At 72.6% G+C, this 15,106-nt stretch carries 16 protein-coding genes; 12 read left to right on the plus strand and 4 right to left on the minus strand.

All coding sequences use genetic code 11. The annotated features are described in order from the left end of the window. Positions 1–16 precede the first annotated feature (16 nt). The 6 genes from LG278_RS04860 to LG278_RS04885 are packed head-to-tail and all read left to right on the plus strand — an operon-like array spanning position 17 to position 5,687. Positions 17–925 (plus strand): Rossmann-like and DUF2520 domain-containing protein, encoded by a 909-nt coding sequence (locus tag LG278_RS04860; protein ID WP_404391494.1) that lies wholly within the window; start codon positions 17–19, stop codon positions 923–925. Continuing rightward, a complete protein-coding gene (gene panC, locus LG278_RS04865; RefSeq protein WP_404391496.1) occupies positions 922–1,842 on the plus strand; it encodes a pantoate--beta-alanine ligase in 921 nt (306 codons plus the stop codon). The genes LG278_RS04860 and panC overlap by 4 nt, the downstream gene beginning before the upstream one ends. A gap of 40 nt (positions 1,843–1,882) precedes the next feature. Further along, complete coding sequence (gene panD / locus LG278_RS04870; protein WP_404391498.1) at positions 1,883–2,326, plus strand: aspartate 1-decarboxylase; 444 nt, start codon at positions 1,883–1,885, stop codon at positions 2,324–2,326. Between the two features lie 12 nt (positions 2,327–2,338). Beyond that, positions 2,339–4,159, plus strand: coding sequence for an L-aspartate oxidase (locus LG278_RS04875; RefSeq protein WP_404391500.1), 1,821 nt, complete (start codon positions 2,339–2,341; stop codon positions 4,157–4,159). Next, a complete protein-coding gene (gene nadC, locus LG278_RS04880) occupies positions 4,156–5,061 on the plus strand; it encodes a carboxylating nicotinate-nucleotide diphosphorylase (protein WP_404391502.1) in 906 nt (301 codons plus the stop codon). The genes LG278_RS04875 and nadC overlap by 4 nt, the downstream gene beginning before the upstream one ends. Then, positions 5,058–5,687: a flavin reductase family protein gene (locus LG278_RS04885; RefSeq protein WP_404391504.1), complete on the plus strand. Its 630-nt coding sequence runs from the start codon at positions 5,058–5,060 to the stop codon at positions 5,685–5,687. The genes nadC and LG278_RS04885 overlap by 4 nt, the downstream gene beginning before the upstream one ends. A 250-nt stretch (positions 5,688–5,937) precedes the next feature. On the opposite strand, the gene LG278_RS04890 is transcribed toward LG278_RS04885, so the two are convergent. Both LG278_RS04890 and LG278_RS04895 read right to left on the minus strand, forming a co-directional pair. After that, positions 5,938–6,627, minus strand: a complete 690-nt coding sequence (locus LG278_RS04890) for a class I SAM-dependent methyltransferase (protein WP_404391506.1) — start codon at positions 6,625–6,627, stop codon at positions 5,938–5,940. Then, positions 6,624–7,463, minus strand: coding sequence for a hypothetical protein (locus tag LG278_RS04895; protein WP_404391508.1), 840 nt, complete (start codon positions 7,461–7,463; stop codon positions 6,624–6,626). The genes LG278_RS04890 and LG278_RS04895 overlap by 4 nt, the downstream gene beginning before the upstream one ends. Before the next feature lie 263 nt (positions 7,464–7,726). On the opposite strand from LG278_RS04895, the gene LG278_RS04900 reads away from it, so the two are divergent. From LG278_RS04900 to LG278_RS04925, 6 genes are all read left to right on the plus strand, one after another. Next, a complete protein-coding gene (locus LG278_RS04900) occupies positions 7,727–9,034 on the plus strand; it encodes an ankyrin repeat domain-containing protein (protein ID WP_404391510.1) in 1,308 nt (435 codons plus the stop codon). 9 nt (positions 9,035–9,043) lie between these two features. Next, complete coding sequence (locus LG278_RS04905) at positions 9,044–9,670, plus strand: TetR family transcriptional regulator (protein ID WP_404391512.1); 627 nt, start codon at positions 9,044–9,046, stop codon at positions 9,668–9,670. Between the two features lie 10 nt (positions 9,671–9,680). Beyond that, positions 9,681–10,439 (plus strand): ABC transporter ATP-binding protein, encoded by a 759-nt coding sequence (locus LG278_RS04910; RefSeq protein ID WP_404391514.1) that lies wholly within the window; start codon positions 9,681–9,683, stop codon positions 10,437–10,439. Beyond that, positions 10,436–11,170, plus strand: a complete 735-nt coding sequence (locus LG278_RS04915; protein WP_404391516.1) for an ABC transporter permease — start codon at positions 10,436–10,438, stop codon at positions 11,168–11,170. Before LG278_RS04910 ends, LG278_RS04915 begins: the two co-directional genes overlap by 4 nt. 106 nt (positions 11,171–11,276) lie before the next feature. After that, entirely contained in the window at positions 11,277–12,206 is a 930-nt protein-coding gene (locus LG278_RS04920) for a Ppx/GppA phosphatase family protein (protein ID WP_404391518.1), read from the plus strand. A gap of 71 nt (positions 12,207–12,277) precedes the next feature. Continuing rightward, complete coding sequence (locus LG278_RS04925) at positions 12,278–13,012, plus strand: SDR family oxidoreductase (RefSeq protein WP_404391520.1); 735 nt, start codon at positions 12,278–12,280, stop codon at positions 13,010–13,012. Positions 13,013–13,019: 7 nt separating this feature from the next. On the opposite strand, the gene LG278_RS04930 is transcribed toward LG278_RS04925, so the two are convergent. Both LG278_RS04930 and LG278_RS04935 read right to left on the minus strand, forming a co-directional pair. Next, on the minus strand, positions 13,020–13,817 hold the full coding sequence (locus LG278_RS04930) for a sugar phosphate isomerase/epimerase family protein (RefSeq protein WP_404391522.1): 798 nt from the start codon (positions 13,815–13,817) through the stop codon (positions 13,020–13,022). A 52-nt stretch (positions 13,818–13,869) separates the two neighbouring features. After that, positions 13,870–15,096 carry an acetyl-CoA hydrolase/transferase family protein gene (locus LG278_RS04935; protein ID WP_404391524.1) on the minus strand — a complete coding sequence of 409 codons (1,227 nt, stop codon included), beginning with the start codon at positions 15,094–15,096 and terminating at the stop codon, positions 13,870–13,872. Between the last annotated feature and the right edge of the window lie 10 nt (positions 15,097–15,106).

Here is a 15,106-nt window from a genome sequence, read left to right on the forward strand (position 1 = left end):
GACTGTAGGCGATAGCGTGCAGTGGGTGAGCACTCCGCACGAGCGACCGGCCCGCTTCGAGGTCGGGATCGTCGGCGCGGGTCGGGTCGGGGCAGTGCTCGGAGCGGCCCTGGCGCGGGCCGGGCATCACGTCACCGGCGTCTCGGCCGTGAGCGAGGCCAGTCTCGAGCGCTCCGCGACCCTGCTGCCGGGCGTGCCGGTGCGGCCGATCCCCGAGGTCGTCGCGGGGGCACACCTCGTCGTGCTCGCCGTGCCCGACGACGCGCTCGCCGACCTCGTCGCCGGGCTCAGCGCGACGGGCACCTTCACCCCCGGCCAGCTCGTGCTGCACACCTCGGGAGCGCACGGCATCGGCATCTTCGAGGCGGCCGCGGCGAGCGACATCGTGCCTCTGGCGCTCCACCCCGCGATGACCTTCACGGGCACGCCGATCGACCTCGAGCGCCTGCACGACTGCTGCTTCGGCGTGACGACCGTCGACCTGGCGCGTCCCCTCGGCGAAGCGCTCGTCATCGAGATGGGCGGCGACCCGGTGTGGATCCCCGAGGACGAGCGCGTGACCTACCACGCGGCCCTCGCGCACGGCTCCAACCACCTCGTCACCCTCGTGGCCCAGTCGATGCAGCTGCTCGCCGAGGCGGGCGTCGACGACCCTGCCCGCGTGCTCGAGCCACTCCTGTCGGCAGCCCTGTCCAACACCCTCCAGCTGGGTGACGCCGCCCTCACCGGACCGGTCGCCCGAGGCGATGCCGGTACGGTGGCCGGGCACGTCGCGATGTTGCGCAGGGTGGCGCCGGACATCCGTCCGACCTACCTCGCGCTCGCCCGCGCGACGGCGCAGCGCGCTCTGCTCAGCGGTCGACTCCGTGCGGCAGCCGCCGAGCCGCTGCTCGAGCTGCTCGCCCACGAGGAGGACGAGACGTGACCGCACCAGAGACCGGCCCGGCCAGGGACCTCGGGAGCACTCCCGTGGTCGCCCGCACCCGCGAGGAGCTGCGCGAGGCGCGCGCCGCCCTCGATGACGGTGACGTCGCCGTCGTCATGACGATGGGCGCCCTGCACGAGGGCCACGCGACCCTCATCCACCAGGCGCGCCAGGCGCACCGCCACGTCGTCGTCACGATCTTCCTCAACCCCCTGCAGTTCGGGCCCAAGGAGGACCTGTCGCGCTACCCGCGCACCTTCGATGCCGACCTCGCCATCTGCACGGCGGCCGGCGTCGACCTCGTCTTCGCGCCGACGCCCGACGTCGTCTATCCCGACGGCGACCCCGGCGTGCGCATCTCCGCCGGTCCGCTCGGCGACGTGCTCGAGGGGCAGTCACGACCGGGTCACTTCGACGGCATGCTCACGGTCGTCTCCAAGCTCATGCACCTGACGCGGTGCGACTCAGCCTGGTTCGGGCAGAAGGACGCCCAGCAGCTGCTCCTCATCCGCCGGATGTGCCGCGACCTCGACCTCCCCGTCGACGTCGTAGCCGTCGCCACGGTGCGCGAGCCCGACGGACTGGCGATGTCGAGTCGCAACACCTACCTCACCCCCTCCGACCGCGAGACGGCACGGTGCCTGTCGGCCGCGCTGCGGGCCGGGGCGGAGGCCGCCGCCGAGGGGCCGTCGGCGGTGCGCCGCGCGGCCCGTGCCGTGCTCGTGCGCGAGCCGCTCGCCCTCGTCGACTACCTCGTGCTCGTGCACCCCGACACCCTCGAGGACGTGCCGGAGTGGTATCACGGGGAGGCTCTGCTCGCCGTCGCCGGTCGGGTCGGCACGACGCGACTCATCGACAACCTGCCCCTGCTCGTCGGCCCCGGCGGGGGCGCCCTCGAGACGTTCTCGCGGGCCTGACGGGCGACACGCCACTCTCTCGAGCTGAGGACGAAATCCCTTGCAGCGCTTCATGCTCCACTCCAAGATCCATCGCGCGACCGTCACGCAGGCTGACCTGCACTACGTCGGCTCGCTGACGATCGACCGCGACCTGCTCGATGCCGCCGACCTGTGGCCGGGGCAGCAGGTCGACGTCGTCGACGTCGACAACGGCAACCGCCTCACGACCTACGCCATCGAGGGCGAGCGGGGCACCGGCATCGTCTGCATCAACGGTGCTGCGGCGCGGCTCATCTCGCCCGGCGACACGGTCATCGTCATCGCGTATGCGGCGATGGAGGATGCAGAGGCACGGGAGTTCGAGCCACGGGTCGTCTTCGTCGACGACCACAACAGAGTGGTCGAGGTCGGTCACGATGCCGGGGACGTGCCCGACGGGTACGGGTTGCTCACGTCGGCCGTCACCGAGCGGCACCATGACTACCAGCACTCCGATGACTGAGAGGCCGAGCGTATGCCGGTGAGCGGGCTCCCCGAGATCACCATCCCCCGGCGCCTGCGGGCGCCCGCACCGGGCTGGACCACGACGGCCGACGTCATCGTCGTCGGCTCCGGCATCGCCGGCCTGACGACGGCCCTACGTCTCAGGCGGCGGGTGGACCGCGTGCTGCTCGTCACCAAGACGGTGCTCGACGAGGGGTCGACGGCCTGGGCCCAGGGCGGCATCGCCGCCGTCATGTCGCCGGAGGACAGCCCCGCCGAGCACATCCACGACACCCTCGTCGCGGGGGTCGGCCTCTGCGACGTCGAGGCCGTCGAGGCGCTCGTCAACGAGGGGCCCGACGCCGTCTGGGACCTCATCGCGCTGGGGGCCGACTTCGACCGCGGAGACACCGGCCAGATCTCGCTGACCCGTGAGGGCGGCCACCACCGCGACCGCATCCTGCACGCCGGCGGCGACGCCACGGGCAAGGAGATCTCACGCGCCCTCATCGCCGCGCTCGACCGGGTTCGTGACGACCCCGGCATCGAGGTCATCGAGCACGCCCTCGTCGTCGACCTGCTCACCGACGCCTCGTCACGGGTCTGTGGCGTGACGCTGCACGTCATCGGGGAGGGCCAGGTCGACGGGGTCGGGGCGGCCCAGGCGCGGGCCGTCGTGCTCGCCACGGGCGGGCTCGGCCAGATCTACTCGTCGACGACCAACCCGTCGGTCGCGACCGGCGACGGCATGGCCGCAGCGCTGCGCGCCGGTGCCGTGCTGGCCGACCTCGAGTTCGTGCAGTTCCACCCCACCGTGCTCTGGCTCGGCGAGGGCTCGCGGGGCCAGCAGCCGCTCATCTCCGAGGCGGTGCGCGGCGAGGGCGCGTTCCTCGTCGACGAGCAGGGTGTGCGCTTCATGCAGGGTCAGCACGAGCTGGCCGACCTCGCGCCGCGTGACGTCGTGGCGAGGGCGATCATCACCCGGATGCGCGAGTCCGGCACCGACCACGTCTACCTCGACTGCCGCCACCTCGGTGCCGACTTCCTCGAGCAGCGCTTCCCTTCCATCGTCCAGCGGTGTCGTGAGCTCGGCTTCGACCCCGCGACCCAGCTGCTCCCCGTCGCCCCGGCCCAGCACTATGCGAGCGGCGGGGTGCGCACCGACCTGCGGGGCCGCTCGTCGCTCGAGGGCCTCTATGCCTGCGGCGAGACCTCGTGCACCGGCGTGCACGGTGCCAACCGCCTCGCGTCCAACTCCCTCCTCGAGGGACTCGTCTTCGGGCGGCGGATCGCCGACGACCTCACGAGCCGGCTGGGCGCGGGCGAGCTGCCCGACACCGTGCCCGTCGTGTCGGACGAGCAGCCCGAGCTCATCCGCGGCAAGCGCCGCCTCCACGTGCAGCGCGCCATGACCGCAGGCGCGGGCACGGTGCGCTCGGCCGCCTCCCTGGAGCGCACGGAGTCCGCTCTCGCCGAGGTCACCCGCCGCGGGGTCACCGACGACAGCGGCCGCCCCGGGGGGCCCAAGAGCTGGGAGGCGACGAACCTGCTCCACCTCGGCCGCGCCCTCACCCGTGCTGCGGCGCACCGCGCAGAGACCCGCGGCGGACACGTGCGCGAGGACTTCCCGGCGCGCGACGACGAGCACTTCCTGCACCACGTGCACCTCGTCCGGGGTGCCGGTGGACGCCTCGACACCGAGGTCGTGCCCGTGCCGCGGTCGAACCTCGACGGACTCGATCTCGACGGTCCGTCGCCGGTGATGGACGAGGACAAGCCACGCGCGGTGCCGGCCCCGGCAGCGGACGGGCCCGTGCGGCATACGGAGTCGGTCATCGAGGAGACATGGTGAGTGCTGCGGTGACGAGCGACGGACTGAGCGGCTTCCCCCTGGAGTGGGCGCAGGACGTCGTGCGGGTGGCCCTGCTCGAGGACCTGGGGCCCGACGGCGTCGACGTGACCACTCAGGCGACGATCCCCGCCGACCAGCACCGGGTCGCCGAGATCGTGGCGCGCGCACCAGGTGTGGTCGCTGGCGTCCCGGTCATCGACCTCGTGCTCACCGCGGTCGCCGAGACCAGGGGAGCCGACCTCGTCGATCCCGACGTGCTGGTCGATGTGCTCGTCGACGACGGCGCCCGGGTCGAGCGCGGCGACGTCATCGCGAGGCTCTCCGGCCCGACCCAGGTGATCCTCGTCGCCGAGCGCACGATGCTCAACCTTCTGAGCCGGCTCTCCGGCGTCGCGACGCACACGCGTCGCTGGGCCGACGCGCTCGACGGCACCGGCACGATGGTGCTCGACACGCGCAAGACGACACCGGGGCTGCGGTGGCTCGAGAAGTACGCCGTGCGCTGTGGCGGGGGCACCAACAAGCGCATGGGGCTCTACGACGTGGCCATGATCAAGGACAACCACAAGCTTGCGGCGGGGTCGGTTGCCGCGGCCTACGACCTTGTGCGAGAGAGCTTCCCGGACGTCACGGTGCAGGTGGAGGTGACAACCCCTGCCGAGGCGCAGGAGGCCTACGACGCCGGTGCGCGCTTCATCATGTGCGACAACATGTCGGTCGAGGTGCTCGGCGAGACGGTGGCGCTGCTGCGCGCTGCGGGCGAGCCGGTCGAGATCGAGGCCACCGGAGGCATGACGCTCGAGGTCGCGCGGGAGTATGCGCTGACGGGCGTCGACTTCATCAGCGTGGGAGGGCTGACGCACTCCTCGCCGATCGTCGACATCGCGCTGGACCTCGTGTGAGACGTGAGATCCCGCTGGGGCACGGGCCCGCCGAGGATCGCCTCACGGCGGGAGCGGCGTATCGCCTGCTGACCGCCTCGGTCGTGCCCCGACCGATCGCGTGGGTGTCGAGCCGCTCGGCGACAGGGGTCGACAACCTCGCCCCGCACTCGTTCTACACCGTCGTCAGCACCGACCCGCCGATGGTCGCCTTCACGTCCGTCGGTCGCAAGGACACGCTCGACAACGTCGAGACGACAAAGGAGTTCGTCGTCAACCTCGCTCCCGAGTGGCTCTTCGAGCAGGTCAACGCGACGGGCACCGACTACCCGGCCGGCATGAGCGAGTTCGACGTCGAGGGGGTGGTGCGGGAGGACGCGCTGACCGTGGCGCCGCCGCGGGTCGCGGGCTCGCCCGTCGCACTGGAGTGCCGGCTCCACGAGGTGCGGCCGACCGGCAACTGCTGGGTCGTCGTCGGTGAGGTCCTGCACGTCGCGGTCGCCGAGGACGTGCTCGACGAGTCGGTGCCGGGGTCGCCGCACGTCGACATCCGCCGGGCCAGGCCGTTGTCACGGCTCGGGCGCGACGAGTGGGGACTGCTCGGGGAGATCCGCGAGATCGCCCGCCGCCGCTACCGCCGACCCTGATCCCGTCGAGTGGCCAATCGTGGTCGCCTCCATCCTGTCGAGTGGCCAATCGTGGTCGAGCGTTGGTCACGGACCGCCGCCGCGGGAGGGGCGGCCAGAAGTGGCCTTTCGACGCGGGAGGGGCGGCCACGAGTGGCCTCTCGACGGGGGAGAGGCGGCCAGAAGTGGCCTATCGACACGGGAGAGGCGGCCAGAAGTGGCCTCTCGACGGGGGAGAGGCGGCCAGGTTTGGCCTCTCGACGCGCAAACCTTAGTAGCGGCGCCACCAGAGGTTGATGGCGTAGTCGACGCCCGTGGCGTCGGGGTGCTCGGCGAGGATGAGGTCGGCGTGCTCGGGGTCGAACTCGATGCCGATGACGGCCTCGAAGTCCTCGCGGGAGTCGAAGTCCCATCGGATGTCCAGGCGCTCGCGCTGCCAGCTCTGCCGGGCCCAGAAGCGCTCGACGGCGCGCGGGTCATAGGTCGGCAGCGCGCGGCGGAACCACGCGCCGAAGGTCGAGCGGGTCGCGTCGTTGTCGACGACGAAGGCCGCACCTCCGGGCCGCATCACCCGGTCGAGCTCGGCCAGGCCCGGCTCGCAGCCGGGTCCGAAGAAGTAGGCCCAGCGTGCGTGCGCCACGTCGAACGACGCATCGGGCACCCCGATCGCGGCGGCACCCTCCTCGCGGACCGAGACGGACGGCATACCGGAGATGCGTTGTGCCGCAAGCGAAGCCAGCGGCGGGTGGGGCTCGATGCCGACGACCGAGCGGGCGTCGCGGGCGAAGAAGGGGAGGTGGTAGCCGGTGCCGCACCCGATGTCGACGACGTCGCGGCCGGCCCAGTCGAGCACCTCGCGCATGGCCGACTCGATGACGTGGTCCCGGTCGACGCCGCGGTTCTCCACCTCGTAGACGTCGGGGGACTCCCAGATGTTGGGGCTCGGGATGATCTCGCTCATCGGGCCCGCTTCCTCGCTGCCTGGGTCGCGCGCGTGCGCGCCGTCGCCTGGGCCTCGAGCGTGGCCGGGTGCACGAGCAGCGGCAGCAGCTGCCGCACGCCGCGGGCCCGCACCGCCTTGACCTGGGCGAGGTGCCCTTCGGCGCGGATCGCCAGCTGCTCGTAGGCTGCCTGGCCCATCAGCTCGACGAGCTCGGCGCGGTTGGAGCGATACACGGGCTCGCGCCCGACGTGCGCCTCGGGGTTGCCGGAGCAGTACCAGTCGAGGTCGTGCCCGCCGGGGCCCCAGCCGCGCCGGTCGTACTCCGTGATCGTCACCTCGAGGTAGCTCGTGTCGTCGGGCAGCTCGACCGTGCGGAAGGTGCGGCGCAGCGGCAGCTGCCAGCAGACGTCGGGCTTGAGCGAGTGCGGCTGCACCCCTGTCAGCACGGCGTGCTGATGCAGCGCGCACCCGTCGCCGGCGGGGAAGCCGGGGCGGTTGAGGAAGATGCAGGCGCCCTCGACGACGCGGGTCTTGCGGGCGCCGTCCTCCTTCTCGGTCCAGTCGTCTCGACTCCCGGTGGCCGTGCCGACGGAGTGGAACTGCCACTCGTCCTCGCCGAGCTCGGCGACGGCCCGCGCCACGCGCTTGACGTCATCCTTATCGGTGAAGTGCGCGCCGAGGGTGCAGCAGCCGTCGTCGGGCCGGTCGGCGTAGACGCCCTTGCAGCCGTTGCCGTAGATGCACGTCCAGCTGCTCGTCAGCCACGTGAGGTCGCAGCGGTAGCGCTGCCCGGCGTCCGCCGGGTCGGTGAACTCGACCCAGACGCGGGGCAGGTCCAGCGGTGCTTCAGCCACCGGCACACCCTACGTCGTCGGGCTCGCAGGTGCGCTGGGCGCGCCCATCAGGCGGATACGCCGGCCCCGCGCCAGCCCTACGCCCACCCCACGACACCGCTGGGGTATGCCGCGTGGCCGGCTCCCGCAGTAGTCTGAGGTCGGCGTCCAGGTCGCCTCCGGTGCGCGGGAAGGGGCTCAGCCTCCCTGGAGACGACAGCGATCGGCCCGACCTCCTTTCGGCCCGACCCAGCGCACGCCGGGCACGACGAGAGGAGGCCGTCATGGCCCTGTCACTGCCCGGCAACCCCGACCTCGAGCGCTTCCGGCGCGACGCGCGACGTCTCCAGCGCGGTGTGCGCGACCGCGATCCCGAGGCGCTGGCCCTCGTGGAGCGCCACCACCCGTCGGGCGCGCCCGACGAGGTGGACGGCTTCGCCCTCGCGGACGCGCAGCTCGTGCTCGCCCGCTCCCACGGCTTCACGAGCTGGCCCCGGCTGCGCGACTACCTCCGGCGCAGTGAGGGGCTGCGCCGCGACCCGACGACGATCGACGATACCGAGCTGGACGACGTGGCGGACCTCGACGCCCGCGGCGCCGTCGCAGACGGCGGAGCGGTCCGACGCCTCGCACAGGCGGTGCCCGCACTGGCCTGCCTGCGCTACGACGGCGCCGACGACCCGGCTCGCTGGGCCAGGGCCGCCCAGCTGCTGCAGCGCCACCCGGACCTGCCGGGTCGTGACCTCTTCGTCGCAGCCACCGTCGCAGACCCCGCCAGCCTGCGCGCCCACCTGGAGGCCGACCCCGGTGCAGCGGTCCGCTCCGGCGGCCCGTTCGGGTGGCCCCCGCTGCTCTATCTCGCCTACTCCCGTGTGCCACAACGCGATCCGCTCGCCAGCGCGCGACTGCTGCTCGATGCAGGCGCCGACCCCGACAGCGGCTACCTCTGGCAGGGGGTGCCGCCTCCCTTCACCGTGCTCACCGGTCTCCTCGGTGAGGGGGAGTCGGGGCCCGGCCGACAGCCGCGGCACCCGGCCTGGCGCGACCTCGCCCTGCTCCTCCTCGAGCGGGGAGCCGACCCGAACGACCGGCAGGCGCTCTACAACCGGATGTTCGGGCGCGACGACAGCCACCTCGAGCTGCTGCTCGAGCACGGGCTCGGGCACCCCGCTGGTGAGGTGTGGGCCGAACGGCTCGGGGTGGCTGCCGAGTCGCTGGAGGAGATGATGGAGCGCCAGCTGCACTGGGCAGCATCGCACGGGTTCGCCTCTCGCACAGAGCTGCTCGCGACGCACGGCTTCACCATGACCGAGGTCACCACCCCCGCGGCGATCGGTGTCGATGACCTGCGTGATGGCCGCACGGCGCTGCACCAGGCCGCCTTCATGGGTGACCTCGACGCCATCCGTGCCCTCCTCGAGGCAGGCGCCGACCCCACGGTCACCGATGCGCAGCACGGCACGACCGCGGCCGACTGGGCGCAGTGGGCGCGCCAGGAGGAGGCCGAGCAGCTGCTCCGGGACGCGGAGGCCGAGCGTTCGAGCAGTGCCCGCCACACGGCATACGGCAGCGGCGACGGCAGGCAGGGTTAACGTGTGGCCATGACCCCACGCGTGGAGGACGCCGCCGCACAGCGCGGTCGCGGCCGACGGCCCGGCGGGCCCGACACGAGGGCCGCCATCGTCGACGCGGCGCGAAGCTCCTTTGCTGCCAAGGGATATGACAAGGCGAGCCTGCGCGGGATCGCGCGCGACGCGGGAGTCGACCCCGCCCTTGTGCACCACTACTTCGACGGCAAGGCGGCGCTCTTCGCCGAGACCATGGCGGTGCCGGTCAACCCGTCCGAGCTCATCGAGCGCGTGCTCGACGGTGATCGCGAGCGCCTGGGGTGGCGTCTCGCCGAGACGTTCCTGACCGTGTGGGAGCCGCCCGAGCGGCGGGAGGCCCTCGTCGCGCTGGTGCGATCGAGCATGACGAGCGAGGACGCGGCACGCATGGTGCGCGAGTTCCTCGGGCGCGAGGTCTTCGGACGCATCGCCGCGTCGACGGGAGCCGCCGACCCGCAGCTGAGCGGGTCGCTCGCCGCCTCGCAGATGATCGGCCTCGTCATCGCTCGCTACGTCGTGCGGGTGCCGGGGGTGGCGACCGCGAGCCGGGACGAGCTGATCGAGCGCCTCGGCCCGGTCCTCCAGGGCTATCTGGTGGACGATCCGCGCCGACCCGAGTAGATTTCATCACATGATGAATAACTACGATGGGCCGGCGGTCGCGATCAGCGGCCTGCAGGTCGTGCGTGGTCGGCGCGACGTCATCCCGGGCCTCGACCTCGAGATCCCCGCCGGCGAGGTCGTCGGGCTGCTCGGCCCCTCGGGCTCGGGCAAGTCGACCCTGATGCGTTGCATGGTGGGGGTGCAGGTCGTCAAGGGCGGCACCGTCACCGTGCTCGGCCACCCGGCGGGCTCGCCGGCGCTGCGCCGCGAGGTCGGCTACGTGACTCAGTCCCCGAGCGTCTATGCCGACCTGACGGTTCGCCACAACGTCGCCTACTTCGCTCACGCGGTCGGTTTGCGCGGCGACGAGCTGCGCGAGGCGGTCGACCGCACCCTCGTCGAGGTCGACCTCGTCTCGCACGCCGACCAGCTGATCCGCGACCTCTCCGGCGGCCAGGAGTCGCGGGTGTCGCTCGCGGCCGCCCTCGTCGGCCGGCCCACCCTCCTCGTCCTCGACGAGCCCACGGTCGGGCTCGACCCGGTGCTGCGCCGCGACCTGTGGGAGCTCTTCGCCCACCTCGCCGAGGTCGGCCACTCCCTCGTCGTGTCGAGCCACGTCATGGACGAGGCGACCCGCTGCGACCGCCTCGTCCTGCTGCGCGACGGTGAGGTGCTCGCCGACGTCACCCCCGACGAGCTGCTCGTGCGCACCGGCGCGGTCGACGCCGATGCCGCCTTCCTCGCCCTCATCGACGCCGAGGCGACCAGCGGCAGGAGCGCGTCATGAGCCCGGACCTCACCGTCGCGACCGCGGGGCGCGTGCTGCGCCAGGTGCGCACCGACCACCGCACGATCGCGCTCATCATCGTCGTGCCGTGCGTGCTGCTCGGCCTGCTCGCCTGGATCTATGACGGCACGCCCGTCTTCGACCGCATCGGGCCCGCCCTGCTCGGCGTCTTCCCGATGGTCGTGATGTTCATCGTCACCTCCGTCGCAACGCTCCGCGAGCGCCAGTCGGGCACGCTGGAGCGACTGCTCACGACGCCCATGGGCAAGGGCGACTTCATGCTGGGGTATGCCGTCGCGTTCGGTCTGCTCGCCGTCGTGCAGGCTGTCGTGGCAACGGGATTCGCCGTCTGGGTGTGCGACCTCGACATCGCCGGGCCGCTCTGGCTCCTCGTTGTGGTGGCGGTCGCCGACGCCGTGCTCGGCACGGCGCTCGGGCTGCTCGCCAGCGGCTTCGCACGCACCGAGTTCCAGGCGGTGCAGTTCATGCCGGCGTTCATCCTGCCGCAGTTCCTGCTGTGCGGGTTGCTCGTGCCACGTGAGCTGCTGCCGCCCGTGCTGGAGTGGGTGAGCAACCTGCTGCCGCTGTCCTATGCCGTCGACGCGATGAAGGAGATCACCCGCAACGCCGACCCCTTTGCCGAGGTCGCGCGCGACCTCGGCATCGTCGCGGGCTTCATCGTCGCGGCCCTGGCGCTCGCCTCCCTGACCCTGAGCCGCCGGTCCCCGTGACGCGCCCTGGCCGCCCAGCGGCTGCACTGCGGCTGTGCTGCGGCTGCCCACCGTGAGGCGAACCGGTGCGCGCCGGCACCCGGCGGCGCGCCACTAGGGTGAGGTCATGCGACTGGGCGTCATCGACATCGGGTCCAACACGGTCCACCTCCTCGTCGTCGACGCCTACCGCGGGGGTCACCCGCTGCCGGCGTTCTCGCACAAGACCGAGCTGCGGTTGTCCGAGAGCCTCGACCACGACGGTCGCGTCGACCCGGCGACGGCCGACCGCCTCGTCAGTTTCCTCGGCGAGTGCCTGCGGGTGGCCGAGGACCAGGGGGTGCAGGACGTGTTCGCCTTCGCGACCTCCGCGCTGCGCGAGGCACCGAACGGCGACGACGTCATCGCCCGGGTGCGCGACGAGACGGGCATCGACCTCGAGGTGCTGACGGGCGAGGACGAGGCACGCATGACCTTCCTGGCGGTGCGGCGCTGGTTCGGCTGGTCGAGCGGTCGTCTGCTCGTCATCGACATCGGCGGGGGATCGCTCGAGCTGGCCTCCGGCATCGACGAGGAGCCCGACGTCGCCCTAAGCCTGCCCCTCGGGGCGGGCCGCCTGACCCGCGAGCGCCTCGCCGGTGACCCGCCCGACGCGGCGGACGTGCGGGCGGTCCGCTCGCACGTGCGCAGCTCGCTGGCCGAGCAGTTGCGGCCGCTGCTCACCGTCGGGTCGCCCGACCGCGTCGTCGGCACCTCCAAGACGATGCGGTCGCTGGCCCGCATCGCGGGCGCGGCGCCGCGCGCCGAGGGCCCCTTCGTGCCGCGGTGGCTCGGACGCGACGACCTGCACGGCATCGTCGACCGCCTCGCTGGCATGGACGCCGCGCACCGCGCCGAGCTGCCCGGCGTCTCGACGGGTCGCGCCGCACAGTTGCTCGCCGGAGCCCTCGTCGCCGAGGCCACCCTCGACCTGCTCCAGGTCGAGCGCATCGACATCTGCCCGTGGGCGCTGCGCGAGGGCCTCATCGTCCGCCGTCTCGACCAGCTGGCGCCGTAGCCCGGCGGGGCACCCGCGGCAGGCGCGCAGCCTCCTCGGCCGAGCGGCATACCGGCTCGTAGGCTGCCGGGGTGAGCACCCAGGACACCCGCCCCGTCGCCGTCGTCACGGGGGGCACCCGCGGCATCGGCCTCGGCATCGTGCGCGACCTCGCGCCCACCCACCACGTCGTCGTGGGGGGTCGCAGCGAGGAGAGCGTGCAGCGCGTCGTCGCCGGCCTGCCGTCGGCGCAGGGCCTCGTCGCCGACCTCGGCGACTGCGCTCCGGGCGGCTCGCTCGACCGTGCGCTCGACGGGCTCGTGCGCGCCCTGCCGCGCGTCGACGTGCTCGTGCACTCGGCCGGCATCCTGCGGCACGGCAGCGTCGCCGAGGCGCCGGTCTCGGACTGGGCGGAATCGCTGACGGTCAACGTCGTCGCCGTCGCGGCCGTCACCCGGGCGCTGCTGCCGGCCCTGCGTGCCGCCCACGGCATCGTCATCACGGTCAACTCCGGCTCGGGCTTCACCTCCGGAGCCGCGTCCGGCGCCTACAGCGCCTCGAAGTTCGCCCTGCGCGCCCTCACCGACGCCCTGCGCGAGGAGGAGCGGGCCCACGGCGTGCGCGTCACCTCGCTCCACCCCGGCCGCGTCGACACCGACATGCAGCACGAGCTCGTCGGGCACGAGGGCGCCGACTACGACGCCGCGGCCTACCTCGACGTCGAGTCCGTCGTGGCAGCGGCCCGGCTGGCCATCGACGCGGGCCCGGGCACGAGCGTCGACCTCGTCTCGGTGCGGCCCCGCGGCTGGCGCCCGACTGCGGGCTGAGCGGCCCTCAGATCCGCGAGGCGCCCATCGTCGGCAGCAGCCCGAAGCGGGCGAAGGCGAGCGACTCGGCGAGGTCGATGTCGCGCTGGTCGCGCGTGCCCTTGCGCGTCGACACCTCGACGACGACGTCGCCCTCCCAGCCCGTGTCGGAGAGCAGCTCGAGCACCTCGGTGCACGGCTGGGTGCCGCGACCGGGCACGAGGTGCTCGTCCTTGAACGAGCCCAGACCGTCGGTGAGGTGCAGGTGGGCGAGCCGGGGCCCGAGCGCACGCACCATCTCGACCGCGTCCGACCCGGCCGTCGCCGTGTGCGAGAGGTCGATGGTCACGTTGTCGTAGGGCTGCGTCGTGGGGTCCCAGTGCGGCAGGTAGGCGAGCACCTCACGGCGCGCGGTGCGCCACGGATACATGTTCTCCACTGCCAGGCGGATCCCGGTGTCGTGCTCGCGCAGCGCGATCCCGTCGACGAATCCGGCGGCATACTCCCGCTGCCAGCGGAACGGCGGGTGCAGCACCACGGTGGGCGCACCGACCTCGAGCGCCAGCTCGATCGAGCGGTCGACCTTGCCCCACGGGTCGGTGCCCCAGACCCGCTGCGTCAGCAGCAGCGTCGGCGCGTGCACCGACAGGATCGGTATGCCGTGCAGCTCGGCGAGCGCGTTGAGCGCCCCTGCCTCCTGGGTGACCGGGTCGGTCCAGACCATGATCTCGACGCCGTCGTAGCCGAGGCGGTCGGCCGTCGCGAAGGCGGTCGCCGCGTTGTCGGGATAGACCGACGACGACGAGAGCCCGATGCGGATGGTCATGCGGTCATTGTCCGTCACGGGCGGTGCGCCGTCCTCGGCGGTCCGGTGCGTCTCAGGCGAGACCGAGGCCGCTGGCCTCCTCCCACAGGTCGTCGCGGACCTGCGGGTGGGCGCACTCCTCGATGATGTCGCGGCACTGCTCACGCTCGCTGCGGCCCCAGAGCTCGGCCATGCCGTGCTCGGTGACGACGGCGCTCTGCTGGAAGCTCGTGACCGGCTCGTCGAGGAGCGGCACGATCGTCGAGACGTCGGCCTTCGGGTGCCACGAGCGCAGGGCGATGAAGGACTGGCCTCCCGGCGAGTGGAGCGCTCCGACGATGAAGTCGGTCTGGCCGCCGAAGCCGGAGTGGATGCGCGCGTTGATGCGCGAGGCGTTCGCCTGGCCGAAGAGGTCGACCTCGAGGGCGGTGTTGACCGAGGTCATGAAGCGCTGCTGCGCGATGAGGCCGGGGTCGTTGGTCTTCTCCGTGCGCAGCATCCGCACCCGTGGGTTGTCGTGGATCCAGTCGTAGAGCTCGCTCGAGCCGAAGCAGAACGACGTGACGAGGGGGTGGTCCTCGTCGAGCGCGCCCGCGGCATCGAGCGCGAGCACGCCGTCGGAGAACATCTCCGTCCACATGCGCAGGCCGCGCCGACCGGTGAGAGCGGCCAGGGTCGCATCGGGCACGCCGCCGATGCCGAGCTGGAGCGTCGAGCCGTCGCGCACGCGCGCCGCGACCCGCTCACCGATGAGCCGGCTCTCGTCGTCGGGCTCGAGCGGCGCGTGCGTCGGCAGCCGCTCGTCGACCTCGATGGCGAGGTCGATGTGCTCGACGGGCACGAGCGCGTCGCCCGACGTGCGCGGCATGAAGCTGTTGAGCACCGCCACGACGAGCCCGCCGTGCGCACGCACGGCGTCGATCGCCGCCGGCAGGATGTTGACCTCGAGGCCGAGGCTGACGTGACCTCCCACCGGGGGTGTGCAGTGGATGAGCACGACGTCGGGCACGAGCGTGCGCGAGAAGAGGAGCGGCACGAGCGACAGGCGCGAGGGCACGTAGCGCAGCTGCGGGTGACGACGCATACCGGGGCCGACGAAGCACGTCTCCGCGGTCACACCCTCCCGGTCCGGTATGCCGCGGGGTGCGTTGAGCGCGTGGATGACGTAGCGCTCGAGCGCCGTGTCGACGGCACGCACGCCCTCCCAGGGCACCGCGGTGTTGCCGCTGACGACGACACGCGGGTTGGCGGGCAGGGCACGCAAGCGGGCCTGCAGGTCCTCGACTGTGACGGTCTGCACCCCCCCATCG

The organism is Humibacillus xanthopallidus (genome assembly GCF_044793955.1).
GTDB classification, from domain to species: domain Bacteria; phylum Actinomycetota; class Actinomycetes; order Actinomycetales; family Dermatophilaceae; genus Humibacillus; species Humibacillus xanthopallidus_C.

Coding starts and splice junctions, on each gene's coding strand:
- LG278_RS04875 (WP_404391500.1), top strand. CDS start 2,339: ATGCCGGTGAGCGGGCTCCCCGAGATCACCATCCCCCGGCGCCTGCGG.
- LG278_RS04890 (WP_404391506.1), bottom strand. CDS start 6,627: ATGAGCGAGATCATCCCGAGCCCCAACATCTGGGAGTCCCCCGACGTC.
- LG278_RS04900 (WP_404391510.1), top strand. CDS start 7,727: ATGGCCCTGTCACTGCCCGGCAACCCCGACCTCGAGCGCTTCCGGCGC.
- LG278_RS04905 (WP_404391512.1), top strand. CDS start 9,044: ATGACCCCACGCGTGGAGGACGCCGCCGCACAGCGCGGTCGCGGCCGA.
- LG278_RS04910 (WP_404391514.1), top strand. CDS start 9,681: ATGATGAATAACTACGATGGGCCGGCGGTCGCGATCAGCGGCCTGCAG.
- LG278_RS04915 (WP_404391516.1), top strand. CDS start 10,436: ATGAGCCCGGACCTCACCGTCGCGACCGCGGGGCGCGTGCTGCGCCAG.
- LG278_RS04920 (WP_404391518.1), top strand. CDS start 11,277: ATGCGACTGGGCGTCATCGACATCGGGTCCAACACGGTCCACCTCCTC.
- LG278_RS04930 (WP_404391522.1), bottom strand. CDS start 13,817: ATGACCATCCGCATCGGGCTCTCGTCGTCGTCGGTCTATCCCGACAAC.